Raw genomic sequence first — 17,193 nt, 5'->3', positions numbered from 1 at the left:
TCACCACGATCCGCGCGCGGCAGGTGTCACGACCACGAGGCAGCCCGCACACGGGGTGGGGGTTGTCCCCCAGTCACACGTGTGGCCAACCCGGTGACGCGGCGCGGCAGCAGGGCCGATCATGAGGTGTGACCAGTAGGCGGGTGTGGTTGCTGACGTGCGGTGCCGTGGGCACGATCTCGATCGTCTACGTCTTCGTCGTGCGCGGCGTCCTGTCGCCCGGAGACACCGCCGGCGAAGGCCTCGGGTGGCCGCTCTTCGGCGTGCTGCCCCTGTATGCCTTCGGGATGTGGCTCCTCACGGCGACCTCGTCGCGAGTCGCTGTCTACGTCGCCCTCGGTGGGACGGGCTCGGCCGTCGGCTCCGCGTACGAGACGTACGTCCGGACGCACCCCGACGTTGTGGGATCCAACACCTTCGCGCTGCTCAACCAGGTGGGGCTGACGGCCGACGCCCTCGCGGCCATCGGTTTCCTGCTCATGTTCGCGACCTTCCCGGACGGCGTTCTCGAGCGACGGTGGCAGCGCGTGGCCGTGCGGTTCGTCTGGCTGGGCGCACTCATCGGGCCGGCCACGCTGCTGACCGATCCCCAGGTCGTCCTGCCCGAGTACATGGGCCTCGACGGCCAGTCGATCGCCAACCCGTATGCCGTGCCGGCCCTCAGCGTCCTCAAGCCGGTCGTGGACGCCGTGATCAGGCCGTGGTGGGTCGTCCCGGGGCTCGCCGTGCTCGTGTTCTACTCACGGTGGTTCTTCGGTTCCTCGGCCCGGCGAGCGCAGCTGCACGTCATGGGTGCGGCGGTCACCTGCACTCTCGCCGCCTACATGGTGTGGGAGGGAATCGCCCTCACGCGGTTCGCAGGAACACCTTTCGAGACCCTGTTGTCAGTCCTCGTCGCCGTCACCACCACCGCGCTCCCGGTGGCCGGCATCCACGGCATCCTGCGCTACGGCGCGTACGACGTCGGCGTGTCCGACCGCGGCAAGGTCGTCGTCCGCTCCTCGTCGACGCTCATCACGATCCTCTACGCGTGGGCCGTGGCGGCGCCCGGGCTGCTGCTGGCCACGACACTGCCAGTCGCCCCGGCCGTCATCATCACCGCGGCCGTCGCCGTCGCGCTCCTGCCCGTCCGGGCCTGGCTGGGGCGGGCCATCACCCGGCTCGTCTTCGGCAACCGCGACGCGCACCTGACCCTGCTCGGCGAGCTCGGCTCGCGTCTGGAGCAGGCGGTCGACGTCGACGAGGTGCTGACCCGGCTGGCCCAGGCCGTGCGAGACGGCCTGGGGGCCGCGTGGGTCCGCATCAGGATCGCCGCTCCCGACGGGCGCTCGGTCGATGCGCCGCGCGGGGTCGCGGGCGAGGTCACGGGCGAGCCGGCCACCGGCCTGGACCTGGTGCGCGGCGACGTCGTCCTCGGACGGATCGACGTGGGTCCGGCCCGGCACGGCGCCTACACGCTCGCGGAGCTCACGTTGCTCGAGACCGTGGCCCGGCAGGCGACGACGGCCGTCGCGAACGTCCGCCTCACCGCTGAGCTCGCCGACCAGCTCGACGAGCTGACGGCCTCGCGCACCCGCCTCATCACCGCCCAGGACGCCGAACGCCGCCGGATCGAGCGCGACCTGCACGACGGCATCCAGCAGAGCGTCGTGGCGCTCATGGCCGGGTTGCGGCTCGCCCGCAACCGGCTCGACCGCTCCGACCTGCGCAGTGACGAGCTGACCGACCTGCAGGACCAGGCCCGCGAGATCCTCGCCGACCTGCGCGAGCTCGCCCACGGCATCCACCCGCAGGTGCTGAGCGACAACGGGCTCGTGGCCGCGGTCGAGTCGCGCACGGCCCGGTTCCCCGTGGCTCTCACCATCGAGGCGGACGACGCGGTGAGGGCCCGGCGCTTCGGCGCCGACGTGGAGACCGTCGCGTTCTACACGATCCGGGAGGCCCTCGCGAACATCGCCAAGCACGCCGGTGCCACGAGCGCCCGCATCACGCTCGCCCTGACCCCGACCGGGCTGCGGGTCGACGTGGTCGACGACGGCTTCGGCTTCGACCCGCAGCTCGGGGTGCCGGCCGCGGCCGAGCAGACGGGTCTCGCCAACATCCGCGACCGCGTCGCAGCCATCGACGGCCGGTTCCAGGTCGAGAGCAGTCCCGGCACCGGCACGCGCCTCCTTCTCGAGCTGCCTCTGGCCCAGCCGCAGGTCTCCGACCCGGCACCGCAGGCGGGCACCGACACGGCCACCGCCTCTGCCGCCACCCCTGCCGCTGACGCCGTCCCCGGGATCGACCTGCCGCCGACCGTCGCGGCCCCGACCGAGCCGGCCCGTGCCTGACCCGCTGCGCACCGTCATCGCCGAGGACAACTACCTCGTGCGAGAGGGCCTACGCCGCCTGCTCGAGGACTCCGGCGAGGTCACCGTGCTCGCCTGCGTCGGCACCGCGACGGAGCTGCTCGACGCGGTGCGCCGCCTCTCTCCGGACGCCGTGCTCACCGACATCCGGATGCCGCCGACGCACCGGATGGAGGGCATCGAGGCCGCCCAGGCGATCCGCGCCGCGCACCCGTCCACCGGCGTCGTCGTGCTGTCGCAGCACTCCGAGGAGAGCTACGCGCTCGCCCTCTTCGAGTCGGGCTCGGCCGGCCTCGGCTATCTGCTCAAGGACCGCATCGGCGACCTCGAGGACCTCGTCCACGCGCTGCGCGAGGTCCGCGCGGGCGGCTCGGTGGTCGACCCGCAGATCGTCGACGCCCTCGTCCGCCGGCGCAGTCGTGGGGCGTCGAGCCCCCTCACGGCGCTGTCGCCGCGCGAGATCGACGTGCTGCGGGAGATGGCGGTCGGGCGCACCAACGCCGGCATCGAGCGGGCGCTCTACCTGTCGGCCTCGACCGTCGAGAAGCACGTCAACGCGATCTTCACCAAGCTCGCGCTGCCCGAGGCGGGCGTCCACCGGCGGGTGGCGGCCGTGCTCGCGTTCCTGGAGAACTCGGCCGCGCTCGACTGAGGTACGCGTCGACGAGGCGTGCCGCGTCACCGGCACCGTCCTCGGCTCGCACCTGCTCACCGAGGGCGTATGCCGCCCGGCGGGCTTCCACGGACAGCGCGACCTCGAGCGCGACCCGGAGGCGCGCCGGCGTGAGGTCCTTGCGGGCGATCGGCGGTGGCGCCACCCCGAGATCGGCCATCCGACGCCCCCAGTACGGCTGGTCGGCGGCGTGCGGCACCACGACCTGCGGCACCCCGGCCCGCACGGCGGCCGCCGTCGTGCCCGCACCGCCGTGATGGACGATGACCGAGCACCGGGGGAAGAGCAGGTCGTGCGGCGTGGACCCGACGGCGAGCACGCGCCCCGCAGGCTCCACCGGGAGCCCGTCGAGGGTCAGACCCGACAGGCCCTCGCTGACGACACCGCGCAGCTCGAGCGAGGAGAGGACGTCGACGACACCGCGGACGACACCGGTCGGGTCGGGCGTCGGCATGGATCCGAAGCCCACGTAGACGGGTGCCGGGCCGTCGGCGAGGAACTCGGCCACCGGCCCGGACAGACCGTCGCTCCCCACCGGCGGCGGCTCGCGGAACCAGTAGCCCATCAGCCTCAGTGCCGGCGGCCAGTCCGCAGCGCGAGCACGACGTGCGGGCTCGCCCCGAGGATGGTCGGGGTGCGGCGCGCAGCAGCGGAGTAGTGCCGGAAACCCTGTCGCGGCAGGCCTCGTCGTGCGCGGACGAGGTCTCCGGCGGGCCGCAACAGGTCGAAGGTCAGGGCTCCCGAGACGACCGCGTCGGCACCGGCGACGAGCGGCCCGATGTCGGTCGCGAGCGCGCCCGCCGTCTCGGCCATGACCTGTCGCATGAGCCGCGCCTCGCGCACCTGGGTCGTCGCGGACCCGCGCAGCGACTCACGGCCCAGACCGTCTCGCAGTGGCCCCTCGAGGTCGAACCACAACGGCGCGAACTCGACGCTGCTGCCCGCCACGACGTGGCCGAGGTCGGCCGGGGCCGCCAGCGACACGGCATACCCGAGGCGCCGCAGGCGTTCACCCAGCGCGACGAGGGGCTGCACGTCACCGCGGGAGCCCATCCCGAGGAGCAGCACCCTCATGTCAGTCCCCGTCGAGCAGCGCGCGCACGCGCGGCACGACCTCCTCGGCGTAGAGGCGGATGCACTCCGCCCGCTGCTCGTGCGGCAGCGTGCCCATCGAGTACTTGAGCTGGAAGCGCGAGGCGCCGAGCACGCGCACCGTGTCGGCGATCTTGGCCGCGACGGTGTCGGGCGACCCGCAGTAGACGGCACCGTCGGGACCCAGCTGCAGGAGCGCCTGCTCCCTGCTCATCGGCGCCCAACGACGCTCACGGCCGATCTTGTTCATGTACGGCACGAAGTGCGGCAGGAACTCCTCGCGCGCCTGCTCGTCGGTCGCGGCGACGTAGCCGGGTGAGTGCACGCCGATCGGCAGCTCGGGCTTGCCCATCTCCGACAGGGCCCGGCGGTAGAGGTCGGCGAGCGGCGCGAACTGCCGCGACGACCCACCGATGATCGCGATGACGACGGGGAAGCCGTAGTGGGCGGCGCGAACGAGAGACTGTGGCGTGCCTCCGACCCCGACCCAGACGGGCAGGCGGCCGGACTCCGTTGCCGGCATGACCTTGTCGACCTGGACGGGAGGGCGCGTCGAGCCCTGCCAGCGGACCGGCTGCTCGGCGACGACGGCCGCGAGCAGGTCGAGCTTCTCCTCGAAGAGCGTCTCGTAGTCCGAGAGGTCGAGCCCGAAGAGCGGGAACGACTCGACGAAGGAGCCACGCCCCACAGTGACCTCGGCGCGGCCGTTGCTGATCGCGTCGAGCGTGGAGAAGCGCTGGAAGACGCGGATCGGGTCGTCGCTGCTGAGGACCGTGACCGACGTGCCCAGCCGGATGCGTTCGGTGCGGCCCGCGAGCCCGGCGAGCAGGACGTCGGGCGCGCTCACCGCGTAGTCGTCACGGTGGTGCTCGCCGATCCCGAAGAAGTCGAGACCGAGCCGGTCGGCGAGCTCGCCCTCGGCCAGCACTTCGCGGACCACCGTGGCGGGATGGAGCGGTTCCCCGTCCGGCCCGGTCGCGATGTCGCCGAACGTGTCCAGGCCGAGTTCGAGGCTCATGCGCCCATCGTAGGTATGCGGTCCACGCGCCTCGTCCGGCCGGGTGCGCTCACGGGGCGCGGAGGTCGAGCCGGGCCAGGATCATGGCGAGGGTCGAGCGCTCGCGCTCGCAGATCGCCGTCCTCGAGCGAGCGCGGCCGGGTCAGGCCTCGGCGGGGCCGTAGTCGAGGTGGACGACGCCGTTGCCGTAGACGTCACTGCCCTTGAGCCGCAGCTTCGTCGGGTCGACGCCGTCGTCGAAGAGCCGCTTGCCGGTGCCGCGCGCCACCGGGTAGACGAAGAGATGCAGGTCGTCGACGAGCCCGTCGGCAAGCAGCGCCCGGACGAGCGTGCCGCTGCCGGAGACGTAGATGGTGCCGTCGACCGACGCCTTGAGGTCTCGGATCGCGTCGACGTCGTAGGGCAGCGTCGTCGACGGGCCCCAGTCGGTGTTGGGCTGCTGCGAGGCGACGACGTACTTGTGGGTCTCGTTGAAGAACGGGGCTCCGGGGTCGTCCTCGACGGTCCGCGTCGACCACGCGGGTGCGAACATCTCGTAGGTCCGCCGCCCGAGCAAGATGGCCTGGGCCGGTTCCGTGACCGCCGCGAGAGTCTCCCCCATCGCCGGGTCGAAGCCGTACTCGAACGTCCACGACGGGTCCTCGAAGACCCCGTCGAGGGCGACGAACTCGTGAACCGCGATCGTGCCCATGGCCTGCCTCTCGTCGGATGGGGTGCCGACCCCGGTGGGGTCGATCAGGTCACCTTTCGGCCAACCGCGGCCGACGTCAAGGCTACGACCACTGACGTGTGTGGCACCGTGGGGTCCGTGGAGCCCGAGACCGAGCCGGTGCTGCGCGAGCCCGCACACCGGGTGTCGCGCCGAGCCGTCCTCATGTGGAGCCTCGAGGCCCTCGTCGGGGTCGTCGTGCTGCTGTGCGGCCAGGTCGCGTGGTGGTTCCTCGACGACGGTTCGCGCACGGCGCACTGGGTCGTCGCCGGCGTCTGGCTCGTGCTGTCCGCCGGCTACGTCGTGGGCATGCCGCGCTGGCGCTACCGCGTGCACCGATGGGAGTCGACGGCGCGCGCCATCTACACGCAGAGCGGCTGGCTGTGGCAGGAGCGACGCATCGCGCCCCTCAGCCGCGTCCAGACGGTCGACCTCGAACGCGGCCCGGTGGCCCAGCTCCTCGGCCTGGCCTCCGTCACGGTGACGACAGCGTCGGCCGCCGGACCGGTCACGGTCCACGGGCTCGACCTGCCCGTGGCGCGCGAGCTCGTCGACGCCCTGACCGCGGCGGCGGTCGCCGAGAAGGACGACGCGACGTGACCGACGAGTCCGGCGGGTGGCGGCGGCTCGACGCCAGGATGCTGCTCATCCACCCGCTCGAGACGCTGATCCGCCTCCTGCCGGCCCTGATCGCCATCGTCATCGCGCGGGCCGGCTCCGACGGCAACGACAGGTGGGAGCTCGTCGCCCTGCCGGTTATCCTCGCCTACGGCGCGCTCCGGTGGCTGACGACCCGCTACCGCATCGGTGAGGGGCAGATCGAGCTGCGCCGCGGCGTCTTCACGAAGCAGACGACGACGGCCCGGCTCGACCGGGTGCGTACCGTCGAGCTCACCGCGAAGGTGCACCACCGTCTGCTCGGCCTGGCGAAGGTCGAGATCTCGACGGGCGGGGGCGGGAAGGACCGGCTCGTGCTCGACTCGCTCCGCCTCGACGCGGGCCGGCGTCTCCGCGCCGAGCTGCTCCACCGGATCGACCCCGCGGTCACCGGACTCCCCGCACCGAGCGGCGCGCCCGTCGCCGTCGACGACGTGCCGCACGACGTGTCGCCGCCCGCCGACGAGGAGCTGCTCGTGCAGCTCGACCCGGCGTGGGTGCGCTACGCGCCGTTGACCGTCACGGGTCTCGCGAGCGCCGCGGCGATCGTCGGCTTCGCGTCGCAGGGCCTCTCGCGGTTCTCCGACGAGGGCGACCTCTTCCGCGACGGCGCGTCCCGGGTGGCCGGGCTGTCCTGGTGGCTCGACGTCGTGCTCGTGCTGGCCCTCGTCTCCCTGCTCGCGGTCGGCGCCTACGTCCTGACCTTCTGGGGGTTCCGCCTCACGCGCAACCGTCTCGGCACCCTGCACACGCGGCGCGGGTTGCTGACGAGCCGCGAGACGAGCATCGATGCGGCCCGCGTACGCGGCATCCGCCTCGACGAGCCGCTGGGCCTGCGCCTCGCCGGCGCCCGCCGGCTCAAGGTCGTCACGACCGGTCTCGCGCACGAGCAGGGCGGCGGGTCCGACTGGTTGTGCCCGCCAGCACCGGACGCTGTCGTGACGCCGCTGGCCCTGCGCATACGGGCGGACGAGGCCGCGGTCACGGGCGACGTGGTGTCCCACGGCCCCGCGGCTCTGCGCCGCCGCCTCACCCGGGCGGTCGTGCCCGGGGGCCTGCTCGCCTCGGCCGTCGCCGTCGCGCAGGCCGGCTGGGACTGGCCCCCGGCCCTGCTCGCCCTCGTCCCGCTGCTGCTCGTGGGCGCCGTCGCGCTCGGCCGGGACCGCTACAGGGGGCTGGGCCACGCCGTCACCCCCGACCACCTCGTGACCCGCCATGGGTCGCTCGACCGCCGTCGCGTCGTGCTCGACCGCACCGGCATCATCGGGTGGAAGGTCGAGCAGTCGTTCTTCCAGCGTCGCGCCGGCCTCGCGACGCTGGTCGCCACGACCGCGGCCGGCGCGCAGCACTACGACGTCGTCGACGTCCCCGTCGAGCAGGCGTATGCCGTCCTGGCGGAGGTGAGCCCCGAGCTGTACGACCAGTTCCACTGAGCGACAGGCGGTTCGAGGGGCGGCCCCAAGGCTCAGCTGCCCAGCGTGCGCACCCTGAAGTTGCTGAACACGCCATCGGCTCCCTGCCCGAAGGAACGCTCGCTCGGGCTGATGGAGACGCTGAGGTCGGCCGTCTCGGCCGGGCACTCGCCGACGCCCGGAGTCGCCGACACCGGCGAGCACCCGAACTGGAACGGGAACGCGTCCAGCAGACTGAAGAGACCGTGCCCGATCGAGAACGACCCGATGTCGCGCGCGAGACGCTCACCCGGGCCGAGCGACGGGTAGATGCCCGTCCAAGGCTGAACCGACCGACGCTGGTCGAGCGGGACGCCCACGTCCGTGACGAACGCCACCGGCGTGCCGTCGAGCGTGTACGTGACCGTCGCCTGGCCACCTGCGCGGGTGAAGGTGATGGCAACGCGGTGCGTCTGCTCCGCGGCGACCCGGACGTTCTTGATGATCTGCGTGTACGCCGTGTCGAGCCCGACCTCGGTGGCGCCCGGGCAGCCCGGGTTCGACGTGTTGCCCGTGACCGACGTCGGGAGCCGCTCGATGAGCGGGAAGGCGTAGGTGCCCGAGACGAACCAGTCGAAGAGCTGGCCAGTGCAGAAGTCGATCATGTTGAGCACGACACCCGCCTGCTGCCCTTCGAGGAGCGCTGCGCTGTAGGGCCCGTTGCCCGGAAGTCCGGCAGCCGCCGAGCCCGGCGGACCGTAGACCCCGTGGACCACGTGGCCGGCGACCGCGCCCGGCGTGCGTGCCGCGATGTCGACCGAGAAGGTGATGCTGCCCGTGCGGGGGGCGGTGAAGCTCTGGTTGCTGATGGCGATGTACTTCAGGTGGTCGAAGACGCTGAAGTCCGTCCCGGGCTTGAACGGGACGTCGGTGAGCCGGACGGCCCCGGCCGACGACACCTGCGGGACCACCCCGTCGAGCGGACCATAGGGATTCGACCACTTCGCGGCATACTCGCTGCTCGAGTGCGCGTCGTAGTCGACGACCGACACCGTGGGCGGCGGCGGTGGCGCGGCGTCGGCCGCTTGCGAGGCGAGCACGCCGAGTGCCCCGGCAAGGCCTCCGATGGCGAGGGCAGCCCAGCGACGGACGTGCCCCCTCCGGTGCGACTGTGGGTGGTGACGGGGCTGGTACATCCGGCACTCCTTCCCGAGCGATCGGGAGCAGGGACCGCCCCGGCAGCGCCTGGGGCGAGGGGAACGGCACGCCGGAGGTCGTGCTCTCGCGGGCCCCCCACCCAACCATGCTTCGCCGCCGGACCAGCCCCGGCAATAGTCCTCGGTGACCAGGGGAGGACTAGTCCCCCGGCTCGGCGCTCAGCTCCCGTCGGTGAGGATCCGGGCGATCGCGACATACCCCTTGGCGCGGGCGTGCGCGAGCGCGGTGACGCCGTCCTTGTCGGCGAGGGAGCGGTCGGCGCCGGCGTCGAGGAGGGTGCGCACGACCTCCTGGTGCCGCGTTCCGCCGTCGCCCAGGATGACCGCCTCGAGCAATGCGGTCCAGCCGAGGTCGTTGACGTGGTTGACGTCGATGCCGGTCCGCACGACGCGTCGGACGTAGCTCACGTGACCGCGTTCGCTCGCGGGGATGAGCGAGACCCCGCCGTAGCGGTTGCGGATCGTGAGGTCCGGGCCGGCCGGGAGGAGCGCCTCGAGCATCGCGACGCTGCCCGTCACCCCGGTCACGAGCCACGGCGTGTCATGTCGGTCGTCGAGGGCGTCCGGGTCGGCGCCCATGGCGACGAGCAGCCTTGCGGCGCCGAGGTGGTCGCCCGTCACGGCGAGCAGGAGGGCGGTGCGCCGACGGTCGTCGCGCGCCTCGAGGTCGGCGCCGGCGCGCAGCGCGGTCGCGACGGCGTCGGCGTCGCCGCGGGCCGCGGCCGCCAGCAGGGCGGCGTCAGGGTCGGCCACGGGTGCGGCGGTGGTGGCCTTCACGAGCACTCCTTCGAGCCGGGTGTGGCCGCGTTCGCGAGCCATCCGGAGCGGGGTGAGGCCCTCGTCCCGCGAGGGGCGGGTCAGCTCTGCTCCACCGGCGACGAGGACGCGCACGGTGTCGACGTATGCCGTCGTGTCGCGTCCCAGCCAGACCGCCTCGTGGATCGCCTGGTAGCCGATGCGGTTCACGTGGTCGCGCTCGATGCCCGCGCGGAGCAGCTCACCGACGACGAGGGAGTGACCGCGCTCGGCGGCCCGGATGAGGCCGGTGCCGTTCCAGCTGTCCTTGTCGTCGACCTTCGCGCCGTGGGCGAGGGCGAGCCGCAGCAGCCCGAGCCGGCCCTCGCTCGCCGCGATGAGGTACGCGGACTGCTCCGTCTTGTCCTTGGCGTTGACGTCGGCGCCCCTGGCCACCAGGGCCTTCGCCCTCGACAGGTCGTCGGCCCACGCGGCGTCGCGCAGGTCTGCGTCGAGCCGGGCCTGCTCGGCGGCGGTGGGTGCCTGCGGGGTCGTCGGTGGGACGTCCGGAGGACGCACGCTCGAGGGTCGCACGGCCCGCGTGGTGGGTGTCGCCGAGGGCGACACGGTCGCCGAGCTCGTCGCTGGAGCAGGACCCGGGGAGCACGCGGCGAGGACCGCGGCGGCCGCCGGTGCAACCAGGGCCGCCACCGCCGCGAGAACGACCGTGGCGAGCGGCATCCGGCCTCGTCCCGCGCCCCTCATCGGGCCAGCGGCTCCGTGACGACCTCGTACGGGCCGACCGCGACGGCCTCGTCGAACTTGCTGTCGACGTAGAGGATGCGACCGCGCAGCACCTTCGCGGTCGTCAGCACGCGAGTCGGGTCGCTGGCCTGCTGCTCCACGAGCGTGGCGCTGTGGCCGTCGTCGGTCAGCTGGAGCGTCGCGATCGTCCGGGCGAAGTTGCGCACGACCGTCAGGCGCGAGCCCTGGAGCACGAGGCCGTCGGCGTCGGCCAGGGCAGCGTCGCCGGTGTCGACGCGCGTCACCCCGGCGGTGGCGAGGTCGAAGCGCCACAGCGCACCGACGTTGCCCTGTGCGACCACGAGGGCGGACCCGTCGCCGCTGACGACGATGCCGCCGAGGTTGAAGCCCGCGCGCTGCTCGATCGTGCCGGACGCGTCGGCCCAGCGCGCCACGGTCCACTCGCCGGCGTCGAGAGCGACTCGGTAGACCTGCGGCGCGTTGGAGTTCGTGAAGTACGCCGCGCCGTCGGGGCCGATCGCGACGTCGTTGAGGAAGACGTCCTCGCCCGGGGCCCGGAGCGCGGCCAGCAGCTCGCCCTCGGGCGAGTACACCCAGAGGTCGGGACGACCGGTGCCGATGCCGTTGGGGCCACCGGCGACGTAGACCCGCCCGGCGGCGTCCGTCGTGATGCCGCGGGCCGTGAACCTACCGTCGGTGCCGTCACCGTCGAGCCATTGGTCGGTGCGGGCGTCCGTCGCGGTGCCGCGGTGGATCTCGCCACCGGTCACCTCGCTGACGTAGAAGAGCCCGCGACGCGGGTCGGCCCCGATGCCCTCGAACTTCGAGCCGCCGGCGTCCCCCTGCAGTTGGTACGTGCCGGGACGCCCGGGCGCCGCGGCCTGCGTGGGGGTCGCGACGAGCGGCAGCGAGGCTGCCGCGGCGAGTGTGGCGAGTCCGGCGAGGGTGCGCTTCATGGTGGTCTCCAGGTGGGTGTCGGTGGGTGCTCCCACCACTGTCGCCGGGTCGGGCCTCCCGCCGCGTCGGGCAACCGGCCACGCCGCGATGGCCGATCGGATGATGCCGTGACGCCCCCTCGTCCCTAGGCTGCCGGACATGGAGGAGGGCATCCTGGCGCCGGTGGCGCGCCTCGACCGGTGGCTCGACGGCGTGCTGCTCGTCCTCCTCGTCACGTGCTCCGTCCGCTACCTCCTGCGTCACGACCTCGACGTCACGGCCCTTCTGGTCCTGTCCGGCGCGGTCGTGCTCGGCGCGGCCTACTCGACCCGACGACTCGTCGCCGACCGCACGGTCTGGCCGACGGTGTGGGTCGGCGTCGTCGTCGTGCTGTGGGTGACGCTCACGCTCGTCGCGCCCTCCTTCGCGTGGACCGCGGTGCCTGTGGCCTTCGCCGTGCTCCAGGTCCTCCCCTTCCCGTATGCCGTCACGGCCGTCGTCGGCATGACCGCGGTCGTCAGCGTGGCGTGGAGCCGGATCACGGACGATCCCGACCCCACCGTGTTCGTCGGACCGGTCGGCATCGCCCTCGTCACGGTCCTGTCCTACCGCGCTCTCGAGCGCGAGGCCCGAACGCGACAGACGCTGCTCGACGAGCTCACCGATGCTCAGGCTGATCTCGCTGCCGCGCAGCGACGTTCGGGAGCTCTCGCGGAGCGCACTCGGCTCTCACGCGAGATCCACGACTCCGTCGGGCAGGGCCTGTCCAGCATCACCCTGCTCCTCGGCGCGGCCGAGCAGGACTGGGACCGGCGACCGGCCGCGGCCCGCGATCACGTGGCCGCCGCCGGGGCGGCGGCGCGCGAAGGTCTCGACGAGGTGCGCCGCGTCGTGCGAGACCTGGCCCCCGCCGACCTCGAGTCGGACGACACCGGCGAGGCGCTCCCGGCGGCGCTCCGGCGCGTGGCCGCTGCCGGGGCCCATGGCCTGGACGTCGAGGTGCGGGTGCACGGCGACCCCGTCGGCGTGCCGCCCGCGGTGGCGAGCGCCCTCGTCCGTTCGGCGCGCGGAGCCCTCGCCAACGTCGTCGAGCACTCCGGCGCCTCGCGGGCGGTGGTCAGCCTCACCTACCACCCCGACGAGGTGCTCCTCGACGTGCGGGACGACGGCCACGGGTTCGACCCGGCCAGGCTGGGAGCACGCGGTGACCGCGGGCGCGGGCTGGACGGCATACGACAACGGGCGGGTGAGCTGGGCGGCGGTGCCGGCGTCGAGAGCGGGCCGGGCGAGGGCACGACGGTGTCGGTGCGCTTCCCTCTCGACGCGGACGGGGGCCGTCGTGGCTGAGCGCACCGTGCGCGTCGTCCTCGTCGACGACCACCCCGTCGTGCGGGCAGGCCTGCGGGCCCTCGTCGACGGGCAGGACGGCATCGAGGTGGTCGGCGAGGCGAGCGACCTCGCGAGCGCCGTGCGGGTCGTCACCCAGGAGCGGCCCGACGTCGTGCTCATGGACCTGGGCCTCGGCGAGGGTCCAGGTGGCGCCGAGGTGACGGCGCGGGTGCGTGCGCTGCCCGGCGCGCCGAACGTCCTGGTCCTGACGACCTACGACACCGAGGCGGACATCCTCCGCGCGCTCGACTCGGGCGCTGTGGGCTACCTGCTCAAGGACGCGCCGCCCGAGCAGCTCTTCGCCGGCATCCGCGCGACGGCTCGCGGCGAGACGGTGCTCGCCCCCTCGGTCGCGGCCCGGCTCGTGCGCCGCGCCGCCTCACCGGGGCCGGTCGTCACGGAGCGCGAGGTCGAAGTGCTCGAGCTGCTCTCTCGTGGGCTGGGCAACCGGGAGATGGCGCGCGAGCTGCTCGTCTCGGAGGCGACGGTGAAGTCGCACCTCTCGCACGTCTACACCAAGCTCGGCGTCGACACGCGCGCCGGCGCCGTCGCGGCAGCCATCGAGCGCCGCATCATCCGACCGGGTGGATGACGCGGCGCTCGACGGAGCTGCTGCTGGGCGATCTCGGTCAGAGGCGCATCGACGCGCCGATCTTCTCGGTCTGCTCGTCGACCCGGTCGTCGAAGCGGGAACCGTGGCCCTCTCCCGACAGCCCGCGTTCGACCTCGACGTCCTTGGCCTCGACCGGGTCGGTCTGGACGAGCTCGCCCACCCCCTCGCCCGGCGCGGTCTCCTGCACCGTGAGCGAGAAGTCGTCACCGTGCTCGCTGACGCCGGCAACCACGGCATGCTCGACGGCCGCCACCGCATACTGCCGCCGTACGACCTGCGGGTCGCGCGCGAGGTCCTTCACGAGCGACACCGCGAGCCCGACCATGATGACGAGGAAGGGCAGGGCCGCCACGATCGTCACGTTCTGCAAGCCGGACAGCGCGTCCTCGCCACCGATGAGGAGCATGATCGCCGCGACCGCACCCGTGGCGGCACCCCAGAAGATCACCGTCTTCTTCGACGGCTCGAGGGTGCCCTTCTCGGAGAGCGTGCCCATCACGATCGAGGCGGCGTCGGCGCCCGACACGAAGAAGATCGCGACGAGCACCACGACGACGACCGCGGTCACCGTGGGCCACGGGAGGTTGGCGAGCATCGCGAAGAGCGAGCCCTCCGGCGACGACTCGCCGGCGATGTCCTGACCGCCCTGCTGCTGCGCGATGCCGGCGCCGCCGAAGATGGCGAACCAGATGAGCGAGACGACCGACGGGACAAGGAGCACGCCGGAGACGAACTGGCGGATCGTGCGACCACGTGAGATGCGGGCGATGAACATGCCGACGAACGGCGTCCAGCTGACCCACCAGGCCCAGTAGAAGATCGTCCAGCCGGCCAGCCAGTCCTTCATGCCGTCGCCGCCGGCCGCGTCGGTGCGCGCCGACATCATCGCGAGGTCCTTGACGTAGGACCCGATGGTCGTCGGGACGAGGTTGAGGATGAAGACCGTCGGACCGACGACGAACACGAAGAAGGCCAGCGCGAGCGCGAGCACCATGTTGATGTTCGAGAGCCACTGGATGCCCTTCTCGATGCCGCTGACGGCCGAGAGGATGAAGCAAACGGTCAGCACGACGATGATGCCGATGAGCACGCCGTTGCCGACCTTGCCGATGCCGCCGACGATCTCGAGGCCGGAGCCGATCTGGAGAGCGCCGAGGCCGAGCGAGGTCGCGGAGCCGAAGAGCGTCGCGAAGATCGCGAAGATGTCGATGACACGGCCTGCCGGGCCGTTGGCCCGCTTCTCGCCGAAGAGCGGGGCGAAGGCCGAGCTGATGAGCAGCGAGCGGCCCTTGCGGAAGACGCCGTAGGCGACGGCGAGGCCGACGACGGCGTAGATGGCCCACGGGTGCAGCGACCAGTGGAACATCGTCGTGGCCATCGCGGTCTGGACGGCCTCGGGGTTGCCGGCAGCGCCCGTGCCGGGCGGCGGGGTCACGAGGTGGCTGAGCGGCTCGGTGACGCCGTAGAACATCAGGCCGATGCCCATGCCGGCAGAGAACATCATCGCCACCCACGACGACGTCCGGAACTCGGGAGCCTCGCCGTCACCGCCGAGCGGGATGTTGCCGTACCTGCTGGCTGCCAGCCAGATGACGAAGACGACGAAGCCCGACGCGACGAGCGAGAAGAGCCAGCCCGTGTTGTGGACGACGAAGCCGAGGCCGGCGGTGGCGCTCGTGCTGAGGCTCTCGGTGCCGAGGGCACCCCAGAGCACGAAGGCGATCGCGACCGCGGCGGCCACGCCGAAGACGGTCTTGTCGATGCGGGACGGGGCCGCGTCCTCATGGTTGACGGGTGGCGGCTCGAGCGCTGGGTGCAGCGCGTCGTCGGGTGTTGTCGTGGTCAGCTCAGTCATGCGTCATGACGGCATCCCGACGAGGGTGCCGTCGTCTCCTCACGTTGCGTGTCACAGATGTCTCGTTGAACCTGCAACCTTGCCGAACCTGACCGCCGGAGCGCAAGACGAGCAGCTCCCTGGAGTGCGGACCGCCGTGGTTGCAGCCACCAATCAGTTTGCCGCGCAAGGCTGTTCGCGACGTTCCCAGACCGGTCGTGAGTTGGGACACGATGGCTCCCGCGAGCTACACGGCATACGCCGAGGCGGCACCGGCCGTGTGCCGGTGCCGCCTCGAGTCAGGACTGCTGGGAGCGATCGGAGTCAGCGGGCCCCGACCAGCTCGGGTTCGTGCCCGGGGGCGCCGGGTGCGTGGTCGTCGCCCTCGTCGATCATCGACGCCTCGTCGAACGGATCGTGCCCGGCGAGCACGCGACCGGCCTTGTCGCGGTCGATCTCACCGACCCACGTCCCGATGAGGACGGTCGCGATGGCGTTGCCGGCGAAGTTCGTCAGCGCCCGCGCCTCGCTCATGAGGCGGTCGATGCCGACGATGAAGCCGACGCCCGGCACGAGGTCGGGACGGTGCGACTGGAGGCCGCCTGCGAGGGTCGCGAGACCGGCACCGCTGACGCCCGCGGCACCCTTGCTCGCGATGATCATGAACACGAGCAGGCCGATCTGCTGGCCGATGCTGAACGGCTTGTCCATCGCCTCGGCGATGAAGAGGCTCGCCATCGTCAGGTAGATGGCCGTGCCGTCCAGGTTGAAGGAGTAGCCCGTCGGCACGGTGATGCCGACGACCGGCCGGGAGATGCCGAGGTGCTCCATCTTGGCGATGAGGCGCGGCAGGGCCGACTCCGACGACGACGTCGACAGGATGAGGAGGAACTCGCGGCCGAGGTACCTGAACAGCGAGAGGACGTTCATGCCGGTGACGATCTTGAGGATGCTGCCGAGGAACGCGAACACGAAGATCGCGCAGGTGATGTAGAAGGCGAGCATGAGCAGGCCCAGGCTCTTGAGCGAGCCGATGCCCGTGGCGCCGACGAGCGCGGCCATGGCACCGAAGGCACCGATCGGCGCGGCCCACATGATCATCGCCATGAGGCGGAAGACCAGGCGCTCGAGGTGCTTGATGCCGCCGAGGATCGGCTCGCCTGCCTTGCCCATCTTCTGGAGCGCGAAGCCGACGAGCAGGGCGATCAGCAGCGCCTGCAGCACCGATCCGGACGTGAGTGCCGAGACGAGCGTGTCGGGGATGAGCCCGAGGAGGAAGTCGACGGGGCCCTCTGCCTCGGCAGAGACCGCGCCCTGGCCGGCCTTGGCCAGGTCGTCAGTGAGGTTGAGTCCTGCGCCCGGGTGGATGATGTTGCCCACGACGAGGCCGATGCCGAGCGCCACGGTCGACATCGTGACGAAGTAGCCGAGGGCGAGGCCTCCGACCTTGCCGACCTGGGCGGCCTTTCGCACGGAGCCGATGCCGAGGACGATCGTGCAGAAGATGATGGGCGTGATCATCATCTTGATGAGGTTGACGAAGCCGGTGCCGAGCGGCTTCAGCGACTTGCCCACGTCGGGGAAGACCCAACCGACGAGGATGCCGGCCACCATCGCGACGATGACGGCGACGTAGAGAAGATGGGTGCGGTCGCGCTTCGGAGTCGGCCCTGGCTGGGCGTCGACGGCGCTGTCGGCGGTGTAACTCACGGTGACCTCCGTTGGCTGGGTCCGCACCTCGGGGCGCGGGCCGGTGAATGTCTACGAGAGTGGCCCGCTCAGTGACTAGGGTCACGATTGTGTTCATTGAGTT

General features: G+C 72.2%; 15 protein-coding genes. 6 read left to right on the top strand and 9 right to left on the bottom strand.

Annotation, left to right across the window (positions count from 1 at the left end; all coding sequences use genetic code 11):
• Nucleotides 1–167 precede the first annotated feature (167 nt).
• Nucleotides 168–2,333 (top strand): sensor histidine kinase, encoded by a 2,166-nt coding sequence (locus H9I49_RS05800; protein WP_188029317.1) that lies wholly within the window; start codon nt 168–170, stop codon nt 2,331–2,333.
• Nucleotides 2,326–3,003 carry a response regulator gene (locus H9I49_RS05795; RefSeq protein ID WP_370587445.1) on the top strand — a complete coding sequence of 226 codons (678 nt, stop codon included), beginning with the start codon at nt 2,326–2,328 and terminating at the stop codon, nt 3,001–3,003. The genes H9I49_RS05800 and H9I49_RS05795 overlap by 8 nt, the downstream gene beginning before the upstream one ends.
• Here the strand turns inward: H9I49_RS05795 and H9I49_RS05790 are convergent.
• The 4 genes from H9I49_RS05790 to H9I49_RS05775 form a co-directional block, all read right to left on the bottom strand.
• Nucleotides 2,915–3,589: a glycosyltransferase gene (locus H9I49_RS05790; protein WP_188029316.1), complete on the bottom strand. Its 675-nt coding sequence runs from the start codon at nt 3,587–3,589 to the stop codon at nt 2,915–2,917. The two genes, H9I49_RS05795 and H9I49_RS05790, sit on opposite strands and share 89 nt — an antisense overlap.
• Before the next feature lie 5 nt (nt 3,590–3,594).
• The gene (locus tag H9I49_RS05785; protein WP_188029315.1) at nt 3,595–4,098 is read right to left on the bottom strand and encodes a glycosyltransferase; all 504 of its coding nucleotides are present in this window, start codon (nt 4,096–4,098) and stop codon (nt 3,595–3,597) included.
• A 1-nt stretch (nt 4,099) separates the two neighbouring features.
• Nucleotides 4,100–5,134 (bottom strand): LLM class flavin-dependent oxidoreductase, encoded by a 1,035-nt coding sequence (locus H9I49_RS05780; RefSeq protein WP_188029314.1) that lies wholly within the window; start codon nt 5,132–5,134, stop codon nt 4,100–4,102.
• Nucleotides 5,135–5,276: 142 nt separating this feature from the next.
• Nucleotides 5,277–5,825 carry a dihydrofolate reductase family protein gene (locus H9I49_RS05775; RefSeq protein ID WP_188029313.1) on the bottom strand — a complete coding sequence of 183 codons (549 nt, stop codon included), beginning with the start codon at nt 5,823–5,825 and terminating at the stop codon, nt 5,277–5,279.
• A 117-nt stretch (nt 5,826–5,942) separates the two neighbouring features.
• Here H9I49_RS05775 and H9I49_RS05770 point away from each other — a divergent pair, with 117 nt between their 5' ends.
• Both H9I49_RS05770 and H9I49_RS05765 read left to right on the top strand, forming a co-directional pair.
• A complete protein-coding gene (locus H9I49_RS05770) occupies nt 5,943–6,443 on the top strand; it encodes a PH domain-containing protein (protein ID WP_370587444.1) in 501 nt (166 codons plus the stop codon).
• Nucleotides 6,440–7,933, top strand: coding sequence for a PH domain-containing protein (locus tag H9I49_RS05765; RefSeq protein WP_188029312.1), 1,494 nt, complete (start codon nt 6,440–6,442; stop codon nt 7,931–7,933). Before H9I49_RS05770 ends, H9I49_RS05765 begins: the two co-directional genes overlap by 4 nt.
• Nucleotides 7,934–7,965: 32 nt before the next feature.
• Here H9I49_RS05765 and H9I49_RS05760 read toward each other — a convergent pair whose 3' ends face one another.
• The 3 genes from H9I49_RS05760 to H9I49_RS05750 all read right to left on the bottom strand — a co-directional run bounded on the left by H9I49_RS05760 (nt 7,966) and on the right by H9I49_RS05750 (nt 11,564).
• Complete coding sequence (locus H9I49_RS05760; protein WP_188029311.1) at nt 7,966–9,087, bottom strand: DUF6081 family protein; 1,122 nt, start codon at nt 9,085–9,087, stop codon at nt 7,966–7,968.
• Nucleotides 9,088–9,267: 180 nt separating this feature from the next.
• On the bottom strand, nt 9,268–10,584 hold the full coding sequence (locus H9I49_RS23740; RefSeq protein ID WP_255523613.1) for an ankyrin repeat domain-containing protein: 1,317 nt from the start codon (nt 10,582–10,584) through the stop codon (nt 9,268–9,270).
• Between the two features lie 20 nt (nt 10,585–10,604).
• Nucleotides 10,605–11,564, bottom strand: coding sequence for an SMP-30/gluconolactonase/LRE family protein (locus H9I49_RS05750; RefSeq protein ID WP_188029310.1), 960 nt, complete (start codon nt 11,562–11,564; stop codon nt 10,605–10,607).
• A gap of 139 nt (nt 11,565–11,703) precedes the next feature.
• Here H9I49_RS05750 and H9I49_RS05745 point away from each other — a divergent pair, with 139 nt between their 5' ends.
• Nucleotides 11,704–12,891, top strand: coding sequence for a sensor histidine kinase (locus H9I49_RS05745; protein WP_188029309.1), 1,188 nt, complete (start codon nt 11,704–11,706; stop codon nt 12,889–12,891).
• Entirely contained in the window at nt 12,884–13,525 is a 642-nt protein-coding gene (locus H9I49_RS05740) for a response regulator transcription factor (RefSeq protein ID WP_188029308.1), read from the top strand. Before H9I49_RS05745 ends, H9I49_RS05740 begins: the two co-directional genes overlap by 8 nt.
• A 37-nt stretch (nt 13,526–13,562) precedes the next feature.
• Here the strand turns inward: H9I49_RS05740 and H9I49_RS05735 are convergent, their stop codons facing one another.
• The gene (locus H9I49_RS05735; RefSeq protein WP_188029307.1) at nt 13,563–15,401 is read right to left on the bottom strand and encodes a BCCT family transporter; all 1,839 of its coding nucleotides are present in this window, start codon (nt 15,399–15,401) and stop codon (nt 13,563–13,565) included.
• Nucleotides 15,402–15,704: 303 nt separating this feature from the next.
• Nucleotides 15,705–17,090: a cation:dicarboxylate symporter family transporter gene (locus H9I49_RS05730; RefSeq protein ID WP_188029306.1), complete on the bottom strand. Its 1,386-nt coding sequence runs from the start codon at nt 17,088–17,090 to the stop codon at nt 15,705–15,707.
• Between the last annotated feature and the right edge of the window lie 103 nt (nt 17,091–17,193).

It is taken from the genome of Terrabacter sp. MAHUQ-38 (genome assembly GCF_014518425.1).
Classification (GTDB): domain Bacteria; phylum Actinomycetota; class Actinomycetes; order Actinomycetales; family Dermatophilaceae; genus Terrabacter.
The sequence above is the reverse complement of the archived record's forward strand: the minus strand, read 5'-3'. Positions and strand labels throughout refer to the sequence as shown.

What these genes read in the sequence shown, in the direction of transcription:
- H9I49_RS05790 (WP_188029316.1), bottom strand. Translation starts at nt 3,589, where the DNA reads ATGGGCTACTGGTTCCGCGAGCCGCCGCCGGTGGGGAGCGACGGTCTG.
- H9I49_RS05785 (WP_188029315.1), bottom strand. Translation starts at nt 4,098, where the DNA reads ATGAGGGTGCTGCTCCTCGGGATGGGCTCCCGCGGTGACGTGCAGCCC.
- H9I49_RS05735 (WP_188029307.1), bottom strand. Translation starts at nt 15,401, where the DNA reads ATGACTGAGCTGACCACGACAACACCCGACGACGCGCTGCACCCAGCG.
- H9I49_RS05760 (WP_188029311.1), bottom strand. Translation starts at nt 9,087, where the DNA reads ATGTACCAGCCCCGTCACCACCCACAGTCGCACCGGAGGGGGCACGTC.
- H9I49_RS05745 (WP_188029309.1), top strand. Translation starts at nt 11,704, where the DNA reads ATGGAGGAGGGCATCCTGGCGCCGGTGGCGCGCCTCGACCGGTGGCTC.
- H9I49_RS05775 (WP_188029313.1), bottom strand. Translation starts at nt 5,825, where the DNA reads ATGGGCACGATCGCGGTTCACGAGTTCGTCGCCCTCGACGGGGTCTTC.
- H9I49_RS05750 (WP_188029310.1), bottom strand. Translation starts at nt 11,564, where the DNA reads ATGAAGCGCACCCTCGCCGGACTCGCCACACTCGCCGCGGCAGCCTCG.
- H9I49_RS05780 (WP_188029314.1), bottom strand. Translation starts at nt 5,134, where the DNA reads ATGAGCCTCGAACTCGGCCTGGACACGTTCGGCGACATCGCGACCGGG.
- H9I49_RS23740 (WP_255523613.1), bottom strand. Translation starts at nt 10,584, where the DNA reads ATGCCGCTCGCCACGGTCGTTCTCGCGGCGGTGGCGGCCCTGGTTGCA.